Origin of the sequence: Hyphomicrobium sp. D-2 (assembly GCF_029872155.1) — a bacterium.
GTDB lineage: Bacteria > Pseudomonadota > Alphaproteobacteria > Rhizobiales > Hyphomicrobiaceae > Hyphomicrobium_A.
The window spans coordinates 66,681-82,147 of sequence record NZ_JARXLA010000002.1; the positions used below are offsets into that span (position 1 = coordinate 66,681).

A 15,467-nucleotide genomic window follows, 5' to 3' on the forward strand; every position below is an offset into this window, starting at 1 on the left:
CTTAAAGGGCGGCTTCAATGGCAGCCAACACATCGGCTGAACTCGGCAACTGCGAGCGCCCAAGGTTTTGCATTGGCAACGAGACGACGTTGTCGCAACGGACCATCTGGCCGGTGTGGTCGATACCCGGCGTGCCGACGGGGATGTAAACCGTTGGCGGCTGAGCGAGGCGAAGGCCTGGGGTGCCAAGCACAACGGTGGGCACTGCGGTCTGCGGCAGGCCAATGTCGGTGCCGATAGAAGCAACCCACATCAGCATGTCACCCTCACCGTCGGTGAGCATGCGTGCGATGTTGTAGCGGTTGGCGTCATACTCAGGCGCGCCGCTGGCGAAGCTGACACGCAGAGGATAGCCGGTCTGCCATGTGCAGGTGGAGGCTGCGCTCGGTGCGCCTTCGTTGCCGCCAAGCGACAAGCCCGCGAAGCGCGTGGTGGTGTTCAGTTCGCGCACGATCTCCGTCATCATGTGCACGGTGAGGTCGGCTTCCGGCATGCTGAGTGCAGGCGGCGACCAGACAAGAACGCCATAGTTGGCGGCCTTGAACTTCTCGGCCACCTTCTCGATGTCGGCGCGCTTGACGCCGGCAATCTCATCCCCGGACGAGCCGAGGAACGAAGCCAGCAGGCTGTTGCGCTTGACCTCTTCACCGCCGGACGAGATCGGATGACCACGCACGATGGCGGAGATAGCAGCCAGCACCTCAGGGATACGATCCTTGGCGGCGGGAAGGGTGATGACTTCCTTGATGCGCGGACCGGTTGCGGCGGAGGTGTCGAGACCTTCGCCGATGAAGATCACTGTGCGCTTGCCGCCGAGGCTTTCGAACATTGTCTCGTCGGGCGTCACGATGCGATCGAAGAAGCGGCCATGCAGCTTGTGGATGTCGCTGCCGACGATGACGAAGAGATCGGCGCGGTTACGCGTTTCGGTCAGCGTCGACATGATCCAGCCGCTCGTCTGCACGACGCGGAAGTTGCGATACTGGCCTTCGCTGAGCGCGTGATCGACAACGCCGCCGGTGCGGTCGGCGATGGAGAGCATCGCGCGGGCGTTGGCAACGTCACCGGCCATACCGCCGTACAGCGGCAGCTTGGCGCCACGTACGATTTCGGCAGCGGCTTTCACGGCCTCTTCCAGGCTCGCTTCCGAACCGCGGATGAGCGGTTTGGCTGCGGGAAGCGGACGCTGGAAGCCGGCGGTTGCGCGCGGGCAGCCATTGTTGACCTTCAACGTCGAACCGGTGCGCGTGATCTGCAGGTCATCACAAAGGAGGCCGCAGAAGGGACAGGTGACGTTGTTGTAGATGTGGGTACCTGTGGGTTCGCCTGAGCGGTCACCCTCAGCCTGTGCTGTCATTCGGTGCAGTCTCCTTCGGGGGCCGCAAATAAGCACGGACGTCCCGCCAAAACAACACTTGTACTAATGCGGCGGTTTGACGGATCGGCGACAATTGCGGGTAAATGCCAGCGCTTATGTTTTTTGATGCTACGACTGACTCATTACGTTCGCAGATACACGCTGAAATTCGCAACGCAAAGCCTTCTTTTCAGAACGGACCGGAACGCAAAAAATCTGACGTATGCCGTTCGCGATCGCACACGCTGCGCGGCCAGGTTTTCCAACCCTATTGGGTAGGAAAGCGCGACTCCGACCGAAGGCCCGATGCGTCCTGAAACCGGCGGCTGATTCGCCAGTTTTCGAGCCACATTTCATATGCTTCCGGCGTCCTAGCGTTTGGCATGGGTTTCCAGACTGAATATCGGGGTCGATAGCGGCATCGCGAATGCTGATTGTGCGCTGCAAAAAAATAACTTCAGTGCATGTGGCAAGTGGCGCGAGACGGCCCATCATTGCAACTTTACTGCAGCATTTCAGTTCCTGAGCGCACGCACGGGCGCCGCGCCAGACGGAACATCACGGCATCAACTTACCGTCAGAGTGCGGGCAGGAACGTGGATTCGTTGCTATTCTGTGCGTGCGACGACGCATTTTTCCCGGCCATCGGCGCATCGGGAAGGGATGGAGCAGACGATGACCGGCTTTCCACTTGCAGGCACGATTCGTTTTCTGCCGCCCGCGGGCGCAATATTCACCCTGGCCGCATGCCGATTGAGATTGGTGTCCGTGCTTCTGTCGATATTGCTATCGATAGGATTTAGCGCTGCGAACGCCGATGAGCGCGCCCACAAGTGCGTTGAGGATGACAACAACTGGTGCATGCAGCAGAAAAATTACGCTGCGACGCGCTATTCCAGGCTGGATCAGATCAACTCGAAAAATGCCCGCGATCTGCGCATGGCGTGGTCGTTTTCGACCGGTGTGCTGGGCGGACACGAAGGCTCGCCGCTTGTGATCGGCAGCATGATGTACCTTCACACGCCGTTCCCGAACGTCGTTTATGCGCTCAACCTTGACGACGAAAACCGCATCGTCTGGAAATATCAACCGACGCAGGATTCTAGCATCGCGCAGGGGATGTGCTGCGGGGGCGTCAATCGCGGTTTGCAGTATGCCGACGGCAAGCTGTTTCTCTATCAAGCCGACACGACGCTCGTCGCGCTGAACCCGAAGACGGGGCAGGTGATCTGGAAAGCGCAGAATGGCGATCCGGCCCAGGGCGAGACCGGCACCGGTGCAGTGCTTGTCGCGGGTAAGGTGGTGATCGCCGGTGTATCGGGAGGCGATCAAGGCGCGCGTGGTTTCATCACCGGGTATGACATCAATTCCGGCCAGCGGCTGTGGCGGGCCTATTCGTCGGGTTCCGACGCTGAAACGCTTTTCAATGCGGAAAAGACCACGGCGTTGGGCAAGCCGGTTGGCGCGAATTCCGGCAATCCCGGTGGAGCCACTGGTGACGTAGCGGGCACTGGCAATGCTGGGGCTCTTGGTGGCGGCGCGCCGTGGGGCTGGTTTAGTTGGGACCCAAAGCTGAACCTTTTCTATTACGGAACTGGCAGCCCATCGCTTGGCGCCGGCGCTGATGAAACCCGGTCAGACGCGAAGTGGACATCCTCGATCATCGCCCGCCGTCCGCAGACCGGTGACGCTGTCTGGGCCTATCAGCTGACGCCATCCGACGTCTGGGGATTTGATGGCGTCAATGAAATGATCCTGATCGACGAGGCGCAGATCGGCGGCGAGAAACGCGATGTTCTGGTGCACTTTGACCGCAACGGATTTGCCTACACCATCGACCGCGCAACTGGAATTCCGCTTGTCGCTGAAAGGTTCGATGTGGCGGTCAACTGGGCCAGTGAGATTGACCTCGACGCAGCCAGTCCGACATTTGGACGGCCGAAGGCAATTGCATCGTTATCCGATCTGAAGGGCGACGCGGCAGCGCAAACCGCACAGGTTTGTCCGGCATCACTAGGCAGCAAGAACCAGCAACCCGCCGCCTATTCTCCGATGACGAAGCTGTTCTATGTGCCTGCAAGTCATGTGTGCATGAACTTTGCTGCGCCAGTTGCGGCGGCCGTGGCAGATGCCGGTGAAGCCGCCAGAAAAGGCGCAGCAGCGGGCGAGGGGCAAGCGCCGCAGCCGGCCGCGCCTGAAGCTTCGCGCTCGATTTCCACTGCGCCGGTCGCAATTCCCGGCCCGCCCGTCAGCATGTCGCCGCCCAAAAACGATACGCATATGGGCAACCTGATTGCCTGGGATGCCGTTGAGGGCAAAGCGGTGTGGTCGAACAAGGAGCAGTTTCCCATCTGGTCGGGCGTGCTGACCACGGCGGGCGGCATCGCCTGCTACGGCACATTGGAAGGCGACTTCAAATGCGTCGACCAGAAGGACGGGCGTGAGTTGTTCCGCAATCGCACGCCATCCGGCATCGTCGGAAACGTGTTCACCTATGCCCACAAGGGCAAGCAGTACATCGGCGTGCTGTCGGGCATTGGCGGGCTGCCGGGGCTAGGTATCGGCAACGGCCGTAATGATGCCAAGCGTACGGAACAATCGCCGCTGGCGGCTGCTTTGTCTGGTCTGCGCAACTATACGGCGCAGGGCGGATCGCTCACGGTGTGGGCGCTGCCGTAGCGGGCCAGTCGTTTCGCGCGCATCGATTATTTCGGAAAAATCAATCGTGAGCATTTACTCTGTCGTTGCGCGTGTGTGGCAGTGTCGTTCTGCAACTCATCCAGAAACAGGGGCGCAGCTTTGGTACGAGACAGCTTTCCTGTTGTGGGTGCTATTAGCCTGCTGTTTGCGGTCGCCGTCGCCGCGCTGGCCGCTGATGCGCGTCCGGGAATGCAGCCCGAGGTGACGTTGCCCGATGGCTGCATTAGCCAGGAAGGTGCGGAGTTCAAGGACGGTCGCTGGATGCTGCCCGATGGCACGCCGACGTTTCGGGTCTGCAGGCGCGATGGCAAGATCATCACCGATTGGTCGACCTATAACGGCTATCGCCGCTACCATGCGGAGTGTGCGCTCTGCCATGGGCCGAATGCACTCGGCACCGTCGATGCGCCGGGGCTGGCCAACGCGCTGAAGAAGCTCGACTACAACGAGTACGCGAACATCGTTGCGAACGGGCGCGTTTCGGACGAAAGCGGCACCAGAATAACGATGCCCAGCTTCAGCCATGACCGCAATGTGATGTGCTTCCTCAACGATCTGTACGCCTATCTCAAGGCGCGCTCGTTCGACAACGGGTTGCCCGCAACACAGCTTGGCGGCGATAATCGCGACGATAAACCGGACGAAGTGCAGAAGGCCGATGAGCAGTGCCTCGGTTGATGTGCCGGTCGTTTTCCATGCCCGCGGCCTGATCCGCATCTTGGCGTTTAGGCGGGCTGTGCTGTGGCTGCCAATCCGCTAGAATGACTTCATGCCTCGCGATGGGATGCGAGCGGAGGGGCAAAGACGCATGAAGGTCGGAAAACATTCGGTTCAGCTCGCGACGGCAGGCTTTGGTATGCGTGACCGCATCACTCGGCACGCAACGATCCGGATGATGGCTGTTACGCTGCTGGTTGCCGCCTTCAATGCAGTTTTCCTCTGCGGACAGGCCGCCGCCGATACGCCGACCGAAGTGCGGCCACAGCCACAGCGTCCGATATCGGGTGCCGCACCGCATCCCGATATCGCGCCAACGCCGCAACCGGCCGCCAATGTGCCGCCGGAGCCTGACAGCTACCGCATGGATGATTTCCGCTCGCCGGTTCCTGCCACGCTGCGCGGCGCGCGCGTTCTGACTAACGAAGAAGCCGCCGACCTCTGGAACAGCGATGGCGCCGTCTTCATCGATGTCTATCCGCAGGCGCAGAAGCCGCCCAACCTGCCCGCAGGCACGTTGTGGCGCGATCCGGCCCATCGCAGCATCGAAGGCGCCGCATGGATGCCGAACGTCGGCTACGGCGGACTGCCCGATGAGGTGGATCAATATTTCCAGCAGCGTCTGCAGGCGCTGACGAAAGGCGCGAAGAATGCGCCGCTGGTGTTTTTCTGTCTCAAGGAATGCTGGATGTCATGGAACGCAGCCAAGCGTGCGATGACATACGGCTACTCCAACGTGATGTGGTTCCCCAGCGGTACAGATGGCTGGCAGGAGCTGGGCTATCCGCTGATCGCGGTTAAGAAGTTGCCGTGAGCCTCAGCCGCGGCGAGCAACTATGAGACCGATTATTCACGCTTCGGACTGATTGGGTCCGAAGCGATCACGGTCTAGCTGCTCGCCTGGATCATGTGCACACGCTCTTTCGCCGTGCAGCGTTATGGTGTGCGCGGTGCCGGGGCCGGGGATGGCGTTGTCGGCGTGGTGATCGTGTTGTTGGGCGCCGGAGCGGTGACGCTGGCGCCGGGCTCAACGGTCACCGTCGTGGTGTCGCGCTGGGATGCAAAGTACATCGTCAGCAATGCCAGCAGAACTGCGGCCGCTACGATCATGGCCAGCGTCCTTACGCTGGAATCCATCTGCGAGTGGGCGTCGCGTCGATCCGGGCGATCATACAAAGCCATGGCAAACCTCCAGTTGATTTGCACATCGAACCGATGGCGCGATGAAAGGTTCCAACGGAATTATTCGAGCAAATTTGAGAAAAATCGCCGCTATTGGCGCGCCCGAAAATACTGGTTTAGCCCGGGCCGCCGCGTCGGGCGATCAGCCCTTTCGAGGGATTGTAGGCGTAGATCGCGCCACCCAGAAAAATCGCCGTGCATAGCAGCACGATTCCCAGCGACGCCCAGTCGACCCTTGCATACAGCGCGAACCGTATCAGCTCCACGGCGTGCGTGAACGGATTAAGCTGGCAGATATAATACAGCACCGGGCTCGACTGCTCGATGCGCGACAGCGGGTAGAGAGCGGACGAAGCAAAGAACATCGGGAAGATGACGAAGTTCATCACCCCGGCGAAGTTCTCAAGCTGGCGCACCACTGACGAAAGCAGCAGTGCCAGAGAACCCAGCATGAAACCCGCAATTAGAACCGCGGGCAGCACGGCAAGGTAATTCATCGATGGCGCCGGAAGATCCCACGCAAAGATGACTACCGCCATCATCACAGCGGTTGCGATCAGCGCTGCCGCGAGTGCACCCGCCATGGTGCGCTGGGAAAACATTTTGCCGAATGCGTTGATGATTGCCAGCACCGCAAGCGCACCGAGCGGGCCTAGCAACAGCGCGTATCCGGTGCTGCCGAGATCTGCTTCCCAAAAGTAGAAGATGATCAGAAACACATAGACCTGAATGGCCGCGACGGCGACGCCACCGACCAGTTTCGACACCAGCAGAAACCATCGCGGAAACGGGCTGACCAGCAGCGTTCGCATCGCGCCGGTCTCGCGATCGTAAACCATCGACAGCGACGACTGCATCGCGTTGAAAAGCAGGATCATGCCGATAAGGCCCGGCAAGACATACACCTCGTAGAGTACCGCGCCGTCATAGGGCGGAGTGTTCTGCACGCCGAGCGCCTGACGAAATCCGGCAGCAAAAATGAACAGCCAGATCAGCGGCCGCACGAGCGCGGATAGGAAACGCTCACGCTGATGCATGTAACGCAGCACCTCGCGCCACACGATGCCGTAAAGGCAGGTGACATAGGCATGCACGCCAAGCGGCGGCGGAGCGTTATCGGCAATACGATCGCCGCTGCGAGGCCGCTGCTGATCCGTCGCGCTCAAAGTCGTCATGCCGCGAGTTCCCCGGTGCCGGCTGCGGTACCGGTCATTTTGCGAAATGCGTCGCTGACAGTTTGCATCTCGGTGTGTGCCAGCAATTCGGGAACCGTGCCGGTGAAAAGCACGCGGCCCTTGTGCAGCAGCACGACGAGGTCGGTGGGCAGCACCTCATCGAAAAGATGCGTTGCCCACAGCACGGCAAGGCCTTCCTTTTCTACCAGCGAGCGCACGATCTTCACGACGCTTTCGCGCGATCCGATGTCGAGGCCAACGGTTGGCTCATCAAGAAGTAACAGCGATGGCCGATGCAGCAGGGAGCGGGCAATTTCCAGTCGCCGCGACTGGCCGCCGGAAAGGTTGCGCACTTTTTCTTCGGCGCGATCCGTCAACCCAACCGTTGCCAGCGCCTGTGCCGTGCGTGCTCGTGCGTCAGCGCCGCTGATGCCATGCAATGCGCAGTGATAAAACAGGTTCTGCTGCAGCGTCAGATCGAGATCGAGCGTGCGGCTCTGGAACACCACGCCAAGCCTCTGCAACGCGGCGGTAGCGCGGCGGCGGATGTCGGCGCCGAAGATACGGATCTCGCCGGTGACGTTGTCGTATAGGCGTGTGATGAGCGAAAACAGCGTCGACTTTCCAGCGCCGTTGAGCCCCAGCAACACGACGAAACGGCCGCGCGGAATTTCAAGCGATACATCGCTCAGTGCGCGATTGTCGCCAAACGCGTGACTGACATCCCTGACCAGGAGCGCGGGCGTTTCAGCCTCCGGTGTCCGATGCTCGACTGCCATGTTCCTGCTGACGCCAATCCTGGAATTGCGATGCAACGGCAGTTGCTCAATGCCGCATTCGAGATGCAACGGCGAATGAACTTCGCCTCGCAACAATGTGACCTTGGATGCCGGACCTCTGGTGTCGCTTATGTTATAATGTTGCACTTAGACGGAATAGAACGATGCTTTGTCAAGATCCGACGAAGGTGCAGGCGTGCTCCGCGATGGCGAAACGGCATCCCTTTGCGGGCAGGGTTAGAATGTTCTTGCAATCGGTGAGAGCTTCGGCCCACCTAAAAGGAAAAACCAACAAAAACAGGCCGAAATATTAGTTCTGCGGCCTGACAGGGGAAGCGCCTTGATTGCTGAAGCGAGCCTCGCGAAATGCCATGACAGTGACAAGCTGCAACGCGGCTCACTGCAATCTGATCCGATGGTTCCGTCCTGCGGTCGTGCGGGAAAGGGTGCTGCATGATCGATCGCCGTCAACTGCTGGCGGCCGGTGGCGCGGCTACTGCAGCAGCAGCGTTTAATATCCCGCTCGTGTTTGCCGCTGATGCCGGCACGTTGCGCGTTGCAACGCTGAAATTCGGTTCGCTGGGCTGGGTGCTTGAGATCATCAAATCGCATGATCTCGCGGCCAAGGCCGGGTTGAAGCTCAATGTCATCCACGTTGCCAACAGTCAGGCGGCGTCGGTTTCCGTGCTGTCCGGCGACAGCGACATGATCATCAGCGACTGGCTGTGGGCGCTGCGCGAACGCGCCATCGGCATTCCGCTGCGCTATGCGCCGTATTCGTCGGCGCTGGGCGCGGTGATGGTGCCCGGCACGTCGCCCGTCAAGACGCTGCAGGATTTCAAAGGCCGTACGATAGGCGTTTCCGGTGGGCCGATCGACAAGAGCTGGCTGTTGCTGCGTGCCTATGCCCGCAATGTGCTGAATTTCGATATCGCGAAAGAAGCGCGGCCGTCGTTCGGCGCCTCTCCGTTGCTGACGGCCGAGGTGCTGAATGGCCGGCTCGATGGCGTGCTGAACTTCTGGACCTACGCCGCGCGCATGGAGGGTGAGGGCGCCCGATCGGTGATCGGCATGGATGCGGTGCTGGAGGCGCTGGGTATCAAGCCGATCCCGTCGCTCGTGGGCTTCATCTGGCGTGAGCAAACGGAAGCGACGAAAGCGCCTGCGATAGCTGCGTTTCTGTCCGTGGTGCGTCAGGCGCAGGGTGTTCTGGCGACGTCGGATGACGCGTGGGACAGCATCCGCCATCTGGTACGGCCTGAGACCGATGCCGAGTTCACGGCCATCAAGGCTTACTACCGCGCCGGCATTCCGCAGCCTTGGGGCGAAGCGCAGACCAAAGCGGCGCAGCGTCTCGTCGAAGTTCTGGCCGATGTCGATGGCGCGGAGCTGCTCGGCCCCGATACCCCGTTCGATCCGAAGCTGTTCTATGCAACATGAAGCGGGTGCGCCGTTCGGCGCCATCAGGATCGGCCGCATTGGCTGGACGCTGATTTCGCTCTCGACGCTGCTGGCACTATGGGCCATTGCCGCTGCCATCGTGCAGAGCCGCTATCTGCCCGATCCGCTCACGGTCGTTGAGGTGATGGCACGCGAATGGCAGAACGGCGATCTGTGGCGCAACATCATCGCCACGCTGATCCGCGTGTTCTTCAGTTTCACCATCGCGATCTTTGTCGGCTCCGCTATCGGTCTGCTGCTTGGCCGCCATCCGCTGGCCGACCGCTTCTTCGATCCGTGGGTCAGCTTCTTTCTCAACCTGCCCGCGCTGGTCATCATCATCCTTTGCTACATCTGGTTCGGCTTGACCGAGGTGGCCGCGGTGCTCGCGGTGGCGATCAACAAAATTCCCAACGTTGCGGTGACGATGCGGGAGGGCGCGCGCAGCCTCTCCAAAGATCTCATCGAGATGGCGCAGATCTATCGCTTCGGCTGGTGGAAAACGCTGCGTCACGTCACGGTGCCGCAACTGGCGCCGTTCTTTATTGCCGCGTCGCGCACCGGATTGTCGCTGGTGTGGAAGATCGTGCTGGTGGTGGAGGCGTTCGGCCGCTCCGACGGCGTTGGCTATCAGCTCAACATCGCGTTCCAGCTTTTCGATGTGCCGATGATCCTAGCATATTCGCTGGCGTTCATCGCCGTCGTGCAACTCATCGAGCTGGCGTTGCTGCAGCCAATGATTACGCGCACCAACAGGTGGCGGCGATGAACAGCGTGCTGGACGTGCCCACGCTTCAGGTCAATGTTGCGCGCAAGGTATTCCCCGCCGTTGCGGGCCGGGCGGCAAATCATGTGCTGGACGCAATCGCATTCGATGTGGAAGCCGGATCGTTCGTCGCCATCACCGGGCCGTCTGGCGGTGGCAAGTCGACGCTGCTGAACATCATCGCGGGGCTCGATCGCGCGTTTGATGGCGACATCCGTTTTTTCGATCCGAACCTCAACGTCGCGTTCGTGTTCCAGTCGCCGCGTTTGCTGCCGTGGCGGACGGTGCGCGAGAACATTGCGCTGGTGCTGCCGCCGAACGATCCGCGTCACGCCAACATCGATGAACTTTTAGGCCGTGTCGGGCTTGCGGATGCGGCGCACGCCTATCCGGAGATGATCTCGCTGGGCATGCAGCGCCGGGCTGCACTGGCGCGCGCGTTCATTCTTGAGCCCGACATCCTGCTGATGGATGAGCCGTTCGTTTCGCTCGATGACCCGACCGCGCAAGGCCTGCGCCAGTTGCTGATGGAGCTGTGGTCACGGCGGCCGACCACGGTTCTTTTCGTTACGCACGACCGTCAGGAGGCGGTGATGCTGGCCAGCCGGGTGATTTGCCTGGCGGGCACTCCGGCATCCGTGGTGCAGGATGAGGCGGTTGCGCTAGAAATCGGCGAGCGCGTTGATCGCGATAAGGTCCGCGCCGAGCAGAATCGCATTTTTGGCGTCGTCTGAAGTCAGGCATATGCTGCAATCGCCGTATTGGGTGGGCAAAATAGCGCCATGCGGCCATAGGCTTGGCTCCGCCGCCGCGATACTCTAGTTGTGTCTGCCGGCGGACCGGTCTAGTCCCGCACGACGAAGTGCGTCAGCGCGCGCCGCATGCGGCAAGGCGGACCGTTAATCTCAACCGCAGATCAGGATACACGCGCCAGATGGCAAGAATGCTTGCCAGCGTGACAGACGAGCATGAAGCACAGCTCGTGGTTTCGCTGGGTGCCGACATCGTCGATGCAAAGGATCCGGGTGCAGGCGCGCTGGGTGCGCTTCCGTTCGCCCGCGTCGAGGCCATCCGGGCAGCGTTGCCCGCGCATGTCCCGGTTAGTGCGACGGTGGGCGATCCTTCGGCCGATGTTGAAGCAATCGCATCGGCTGCCATCCGCATGGCCGATACCGGTATCGAGATCGTCAAGGTGGGGCTCAGTATGCGCCATGCGCCGGAGGCCAATCTGGCGCGCCTGGGCACGCTGGATCTGGGTGGTGCGGGGCTTGTCGGCGTGCTGCTGGCCGACCATGGCGTCGATCCAGCGCTCATTGCCCATGCCGCCGCGGCCGGTTGCGCGGGCCTGATGCTGGACACGGCGGCCAAGGGGCAGGGCTCGCTCAGCGATATCGTGCCAGAGGAGCAACTGGCGGCATTTGTCGCGGCCGTGCAGGCGGCGGGCATGTTCGCCGGCCTGGCCGGATCGCTGCGCGTGAACCATGTTGCGCCGCTTATTGCGCTTGGCCCCGATGTTCTGGGCTTCCGCGGCGGGCTGTGCCGCGCGGGCGACCGCACCGGCGTGCTGGATGCCGAAGCAATCGCAGCGGTGCGCAAGGCCGTTTCTGTGTGCAGCGCAGCACGTGACGATGCTTGCCGTGTGCCAATGCCGGATGCTATGGCGCCCGCGCAAACGGAAGGCTTGATATGAGCGAGATGCAGAACAAAGCGCAGGGCGAAGGCAGGATTTTGGACCGCATTTTCGTGCGCAATCTGGTGCTGCCTATCGCCATCGGCGTTTACGACGAAGAGCAGGGCATCACGCAGAAGGTCGGCTTCACCATCGAGGCCGAGGTTGCCGCTGGTGTTTCGCCCAAGGGCGACAACATCGAGGAAGTGCCCTCGTATGACGATCTCGCCAACGCGGTGAAGGGCATCGTCGCCGCCGGGCATATCAATCTCGTTGAGACGCTTGCCGCCCGCATCGCCGAGCGCTGTCTCGCCGATACGCGCATCGTTCGGGTGCTGGTGCGGATCGAAAAGCTGGAACGCGGACCCGATGCGGTTGGCGTCGAGATCGTCCGTTCCCGCCCAACGTGAGTTCGTCCGACGCAATCGTTGTCGTGAAACTCGGCGGCAGTCTCGCTGAGGACGACGGTCAGCGGCTTGCCATTGCATTGAGTGCGGTGACAGCGGCACAGCGCCCGTGCGTTGTTGTGCCCGGTGGCGGCACGTTCGCGGATGCGGTGCGCGCGGCATATCAACAGCACGGCATCTCTCAATCCACGGCGCATCGCATGGCGCTGCTGGCCATGCAGCAGACGGGCCTGTTGCTGGCCGATATGGCGCCCCGCTTGCAGCCAGCAGCGGACGTGGCCGAGATTGCGCAGGCGTTTGACGCCGATCGCGTCCCGGTCTGGATGCCCTATCGGCTTGCCGCTGACGATCCGCACATAACGCACGACTGGCGCACGACATCGGATGCCCTTGCTGCCCGCCTGGCTGAGCGGCTTGGCAATGCCGAAGTGGTGCTGGTCAAGTCGTGCGCCGTCGATCCTGATGCTGGCCCGCAGGCGCTGGCCGACGCTGGCATCGTCGATGCTGCTTTCCCGGAGATCGTCGCGCGCGCTGGCTTAAAGTGGCGGGTGCTGGGGGCGGGCGATGGCGATGTTCTGGCTACGCTGCTTCGAGATAGCTGAAATGTTTGCGTGCAGCCCGCGCCCACGCTAAGCGCAGGATATAGAACACGCCGAACCGGAGCGATGGGAGCTGCTGATGCCGCGCATCGTTGAAACAATCGTCACCACGCTTGATGCGGATGGAACGCCCTATATCGCGCCCCTGGGCCTGATCGCCGACGGCGACAACTGGATCATCGCTCCGTTCCGCCCCTCGCGCACGCTGGCCAATCTGGAGCGCACGCCGTTCGCGGTTGCCAGCCACACGGACGATGTGCGCGTGTTTGCCGGCTGTGTCACCGGGCGCAAGAACTGGCCAACGGTGCCGGTGGAACACGTACCGGGGGCGCGCCTCGCGGATGCGGTTTCCCATTGGGAGATGGAAGTTGCCGACGTGCGCGAAGACGAGCAGCGGCCGCGCTTTTCCTGCCGCGTTGTGCACGCGCAGAGCCATCGGCCTTGGGAAGGTTTCAACCGCGCGCAGGCGTCGGTGCTGGAATGCGCGGTGCTGGTGACGCGCCTGAACATGCTGCCGCCGGAAAAGATCGAGAGCGAGCTCAAGTATCTCGACATCGCAATTTCAAAAACGGCCGGCCGGCGCGAAGAAGAAGCATGGGGCTGGCTGATGGAAAAGATCAACGCCTGGCGCGCCGGCCAATAGCGGTTCAGCGTGCGGTGGCTTGGCTGAGTGAACCATTGCCCGATGCCATGTTCTTGGGCTCGCCGGGTTCCTCAGCACCGCTGCATTGAACCTCGGGCTGACGTCACGCCAGCAGCGCCACAGCGACGGCCGGAGCGCAGCGCGTCGCCCAATCACGGCAGCTTTCGTCGGCATTGGCAATATCGGCAAACGATAGATGCTGACGATTAAGCCGCTGCGCCAGCGCCGCGATCTCGAAGGCGCCAACACCGGCTGCAATGATCGCCGCATCGGCGGGCAGCTTCGATGTTGCCAGCACGTGCTGAATGGCGTCGGCAATGTCGTCCATCTGTTGTGCAGCAATTTCAGCGGCCGACAGGCGCCAGATATCGGCTGAGAATTCTGCCGCATCACGGCCAAAGCAGCGTGCAAATCGCTCCAGGCTTTCGGGTTGGGATTTGCCGCGTCCATCAAGCGTCGGATGCTGGTCGACGTCATCGGGCAGCGTATCCAGAACGCGGCGGACGTCGGCCATGTTGGCAAAGTTGCCAGCGGCAAGGCGCTGGGTGATGCCGTCCAGTTGCGCCCGCTTGGCAGCGCAGGAAACGTCTGTGCGCGTCGTACCGGAGTAGACAAGCTCACCGCTACGCAGGCGCTCACCATCGCTCAGACCGCGGGGCACAGGTATGCCGCCGACGACAGGAATGATGTCGGTGGTTGTGGATCCCATGTCGACGATCAGCGCGTTCGCAACCTGTCGTCCGGCAAGCGCTGCGCTGGCGAGAAAATTGGTGGAAGCGACATCCAGCGGATGCGCGCGGGCCTGCTCCGGCGAACCCATACCGCGCGGGCCGATCCAGATCCGCAATGGTGCTTGAGCGGTGAGCCGCACCATCCGGTCGAGTATCGCTGCAACGCCGGTCACGCGATCGGGGAAGGCTTCGCATAACTCGCCGGTCATGGTCAGAGCGTGTTGCTGTGCGCGCTCAGTCAGATCGCGTGCAGATGCGAAGGCGTCGTCGAGAGCTGCCAGTCCTTGCCATAGCGGACACGGAATTTGCCGCACTGCAACAGTGCGTCCGTTTTCGGCCAGCGCCACTTTTAGGTGTGCGCCCCCAACATCGTATCCGGCAGTGATGGACATGGAATCTCCGCGCCTGCAAACTTCGTCGCGTCCGGGCCGTGTTGCACGGGTGGAGCGCGGAGGCAAGCAGATGGACATCATACCGGTTCTCGATGTGCGCCACGGTACGGCAGTGGCGGCGGTAAAAGGCGACCGGGCCAACTATCGCCCACTCGAAACGCCCCTTGCCACCGGCAGCGATCCAGTCGCGGTGGCACGCGGATTTGCGCAGCTCTATCCGTTTCCGGGGCTCTATGTTGCCGACCTTGATGGCATCGAGGGCAGGGGCGGCAACACGCAGCTTGCCCGCCAGTTGCACGATGCGGTGCCATCAATGCGGGTGTGGCTGGATGAGGGCGCGCGCCCGGATGAAGCTGCACAGCGGGTTTCCGAAGGCCTGGTGATGCCGGTGATCGGCTCGGAAAGCCTCAGGGATGAAAGCGATATCAAGGCGCTGCAGGCTTTGCCCGCCGACGCATACGTGCTGTCGCTGGATTTCCGGGGCGAGACGTTCGAGGGGCCGCCGGAACTGCTGCTCAATGCGCATGTGTGGCCCAACAGCGTGATCGCGATGACGCTGGCGCGGGTAGGCTCCGGAGAAGGACCGGATATCGCGCGTCTCGTGGCCATCGTTACCCTTGCCGGGGACCGTCGCGTCTATGCCGCTGGCGGTGTACGCGACCGCTCTGATATCGATACCGCGCACCGCGCTGGCGCATCGGGTGTGCTGCTCGCAACCGCGTTGCACCGTGAAAGCATAAAGGCCGACGACCTCAGGGAGATCGCCGGCCTCTAATGTCGTCATGCGAAGGGGAAGAGCAGAACGAGGGTGTTCCACCCATTCCTACCAGGGGGAAGAGCAGAACGTAACGGTGTCCTACCCGTTCCAACGTCCAGAAAGCAGTCTACCCAATCGCTGCAGCAGGCCCGT

Annotated in this window: 16 protein-coding genes; 11 read left to right on the forward strand and 5 right to left on the reverse strand. The window is 61.8% G+C overall.

Annotated elements, in window-relative coordinates:
• Position 1 precedes the first annotated feature (1 nt).
• The gene (locus QEZ49_RS02185) at positions 2-1,357 is read right to left on the reverse strand and encodes a formylmethanofuran dehydrogenase (protein WP_280383801.1); all 1,356 of its coding nucleotides are present in this window, start codon (positions 1,355-1,357) and stop codon (positions 2-4) included.
• A 762-nt stretch (positions 1,358-2,119) separates the two neighbouring features.
• Here QEZ49_RS02185 and QEZ49_RS02190 point away from each other — a divergent pair.
• The 3 genes from QEZ49_RS02190 to QEZ49_RS02200 all read left to right on the forward strand — a co-directional run bounded on the left by QEZ49_RS02190 (position 2,120) and on the right by QEZ49_RS02200 (position 5,588).
• Positions 2,120-4,036: a PQQ-dependent dehydrogenase, methanol/ethanol family gene (locus QEZ49_RS02190; protein ID WP_280383803.1), complete on the forward strand. Its 1,917-nt coding sequence runs from the start codon at positions 2,120-2,122 to the stop codon at positions 4,034-4,036.
• 144 nt (positions 4,037-4,180) lie between these two features.
• On the forward strand, positions 4,181-4,735 hold the full coding sequence (locus QEZ49_RS02195) for a c-type cytochrome (protein ID WP_280383805.1): 555 nt from the start codon (positions 4,181-4,183) through the stop codon (positions 4,733-4,735).
• A gap of 130 nt (positions 4,736-4,865) precedes the next feature.
• Positions 4,866-5,588 carry a PQQ-dependent catabolism-associated CXXCW motif protein gene (locus QEZ49_RS02200; RefSeq protein ID WP_280383807.1) on the forward strand — a complete coding sequence of 241 codons (723 nt, stop codon included), beginning with the start codon at positions 4,866-4,868 and terminating at the stop codon, positions 5,586-5,588.
• A gap of 122 nt (positions 5,589-5,710) precedes the next feature.
• Here the strand turns inward: QEZ49_RS02200 and QEZ49_RS02205 are convergent, their stop codons facing one another.
• The 3 genes from QEZ49_RS02205 to QEZ49_RS02215 form a co-directional block, all read right to left on the reverse strand.
• Positions 5,711-5,956 (reverse strand): hypothetical protein, encoded by a 246-nt coding sequence (locus QEZ49_RS02205; protein ID WP_280383809.1) that lies wholly within the window; start codon positions 5,954-5,956, stop codon positions 5,711-5,713.
• 116 nt (positions 5,957-6,072) lie between these two features.
• On the reverse strand, positions 6,073-7,131 hold the full coding sequence (locus QEZ49_RS02210) for an ABC transporter permease (RefSeq protein WP_280383811.1): 1,059 nt from the start codon (positions 7,129-7,131) through the stop codon (positions 6,073-6,075).
• Positions 7,128-7,910, reverse strand: coding sequence for an ATP-binding cassette domain-containing protein (locus QEZ49_RS02215; RefSeq protein WP_280383813.1), 783 nt, complete (start codon positions 7,908-7,910; stop codon positions 7,128-7,130). Before QEZ49_RS02215 ends, QEZ49_RS02210 begins: the two co-directional genes overlap by 4 nt.
• 453 nt (positions 7,911-8,363) lie before the next feature.
• Here QEZ49_RS02215 and QEZ49_RS02220 point away from each other — a divergent pair, with 453 nt between their 5' ends.
• The 7 genes from QEZ49_RS02220 to QEZ49_RS02250 all read left to right on the forward strand — a co-directional run bounded on the left by QEZ49_RS02220 (position 8,364) and on the right by QEZ49_RS02250 (position 13,434).
• Complete coding sequence (locus QEZ49_RS02220; RefSeq protein ID WP_280383815.1) at positions 8,364-9,350, forward strand: ABC transporter substrate-binding protein; 987 nt, start codon at positions 8,364-8,366, stop codon at positions 9,348-9,350.
• On the forward strand, positions 9,340-10,119 hold the full coding sequence (locus QEZ49_RS02225; protein ID WP_280383817.1) for an ABC transporter permease: 780 nt from the start codon (positions 9,340-9,342) through the stop codon (positions 10,117-10,119). Before QEZ49_RS02220 ends, QEZ49_RS02225 begins: the two co-directional genes overlap by 11 nt.
• Positions 10,116-10,850 carry an ATP-binding cassette domain-containing protein gene (locus QEZ49_RS02230; protein WP_280383819.1) on the forward strand — a complete coding sequence of 245 codons (735 nt, stop codon included), beginning with the start codon at positions 10,116-10,118 and terminating at the stop codon, positions 10,848-10,850. Before QEZ49_RS02225 ends, QEZ49_RS02230 begins: the two co-directional genes overlap by 4 nt.
• A gap of 200 nt (positions 10,851-11,050) precedes the next feature.
• Positions 11,051-11,806, forward strand: a complete 756-nt coding sequence (locus QEZ49_RS02235) for a (5-formylfuran-3-yl)methyl phosphate synthase (RefSeq protein ID WP_280383821.1) — start codon at positions 11,051-11,053, stop codon at positions 11,804-11,806.
• The gene (locus QEZ49_RS02240; RefSeq protein ID WP_280383823.1) at positions 11,803-12,195 is read left to right on the forward strand and encodes a dihydroneopterin aldolase; all 393 of its coding nucleotides are present in this window, start codon (positions 11,803-11,805) and stop codon (positions 12,193-12,195) included. The genes QEZ49_RS02235 and QEZ49_RS02240 overlap by 4 nt, the downstream gene beginning before the upstream one ends.
• The gene (locus QEZ49_RS02245; protein WP_280383825.1) at positions 12,192-12,794 is read left to right on the forward strand and encodes a uridylate kinase; all 603 of its coding nucleotides are present in this window, start codon (positions 12,192-12,194) and stop codon (positions 12,792-12,794) included. The genes QEZ49_RS02240 and QEZ49_RS02245 overlap by 4 nt, the downstream gene beginning before the upstream one ends.
• A 76-nt stretch (positions 12,795-12,870) precedes the next feature.
• Positions 12,871-13,434, forward strand: coding sequence for a DUF447 domain-containing protein (locus QEZ49_RS02250; protein WP_280383827.1), 564 nt, complete (start codon positions 12,871-12,873; stop codon positions 13,432-13,434).
• A gap of 103 nt (positions 13,435-13,537) precedes the next feature.
• On the opposite strand, the gene QEZ49_RS02255 is transcribed toward QEZ49_RS02250, so the two are convergent.
• Entirely contained in the window at positions 13,538-14,557 is a 1,020-nt protein-coding gene (locus tag QEZ49_RS02255) for a hydantoinase/oxoprolinase family protein (RefSeq protein ID WP_280383829.1), read from the reverse strand.
• Between QEZ49_RS02255 and QEZ49_RS02260 the strand changes: the two genes are divergently transcribed.
• A complete protein-coding gene (locus QEZ49_RS02260) occupies positions 14,556-15,332 on the forward strand; it encodes a HisA/HisF-related TIM barrel protein (RefSeq protein WP_280383831.1) in 777 nt (258 codons plus the stop codon). The two genes, QEZ49_RS02255 and QEZ49_RS02260, sit on opposite strands and share 2 nt — an antisense overlap.
• The last annotated feature ends 135 nt before the right edge of the window (positions 15,333-15,467 follow it).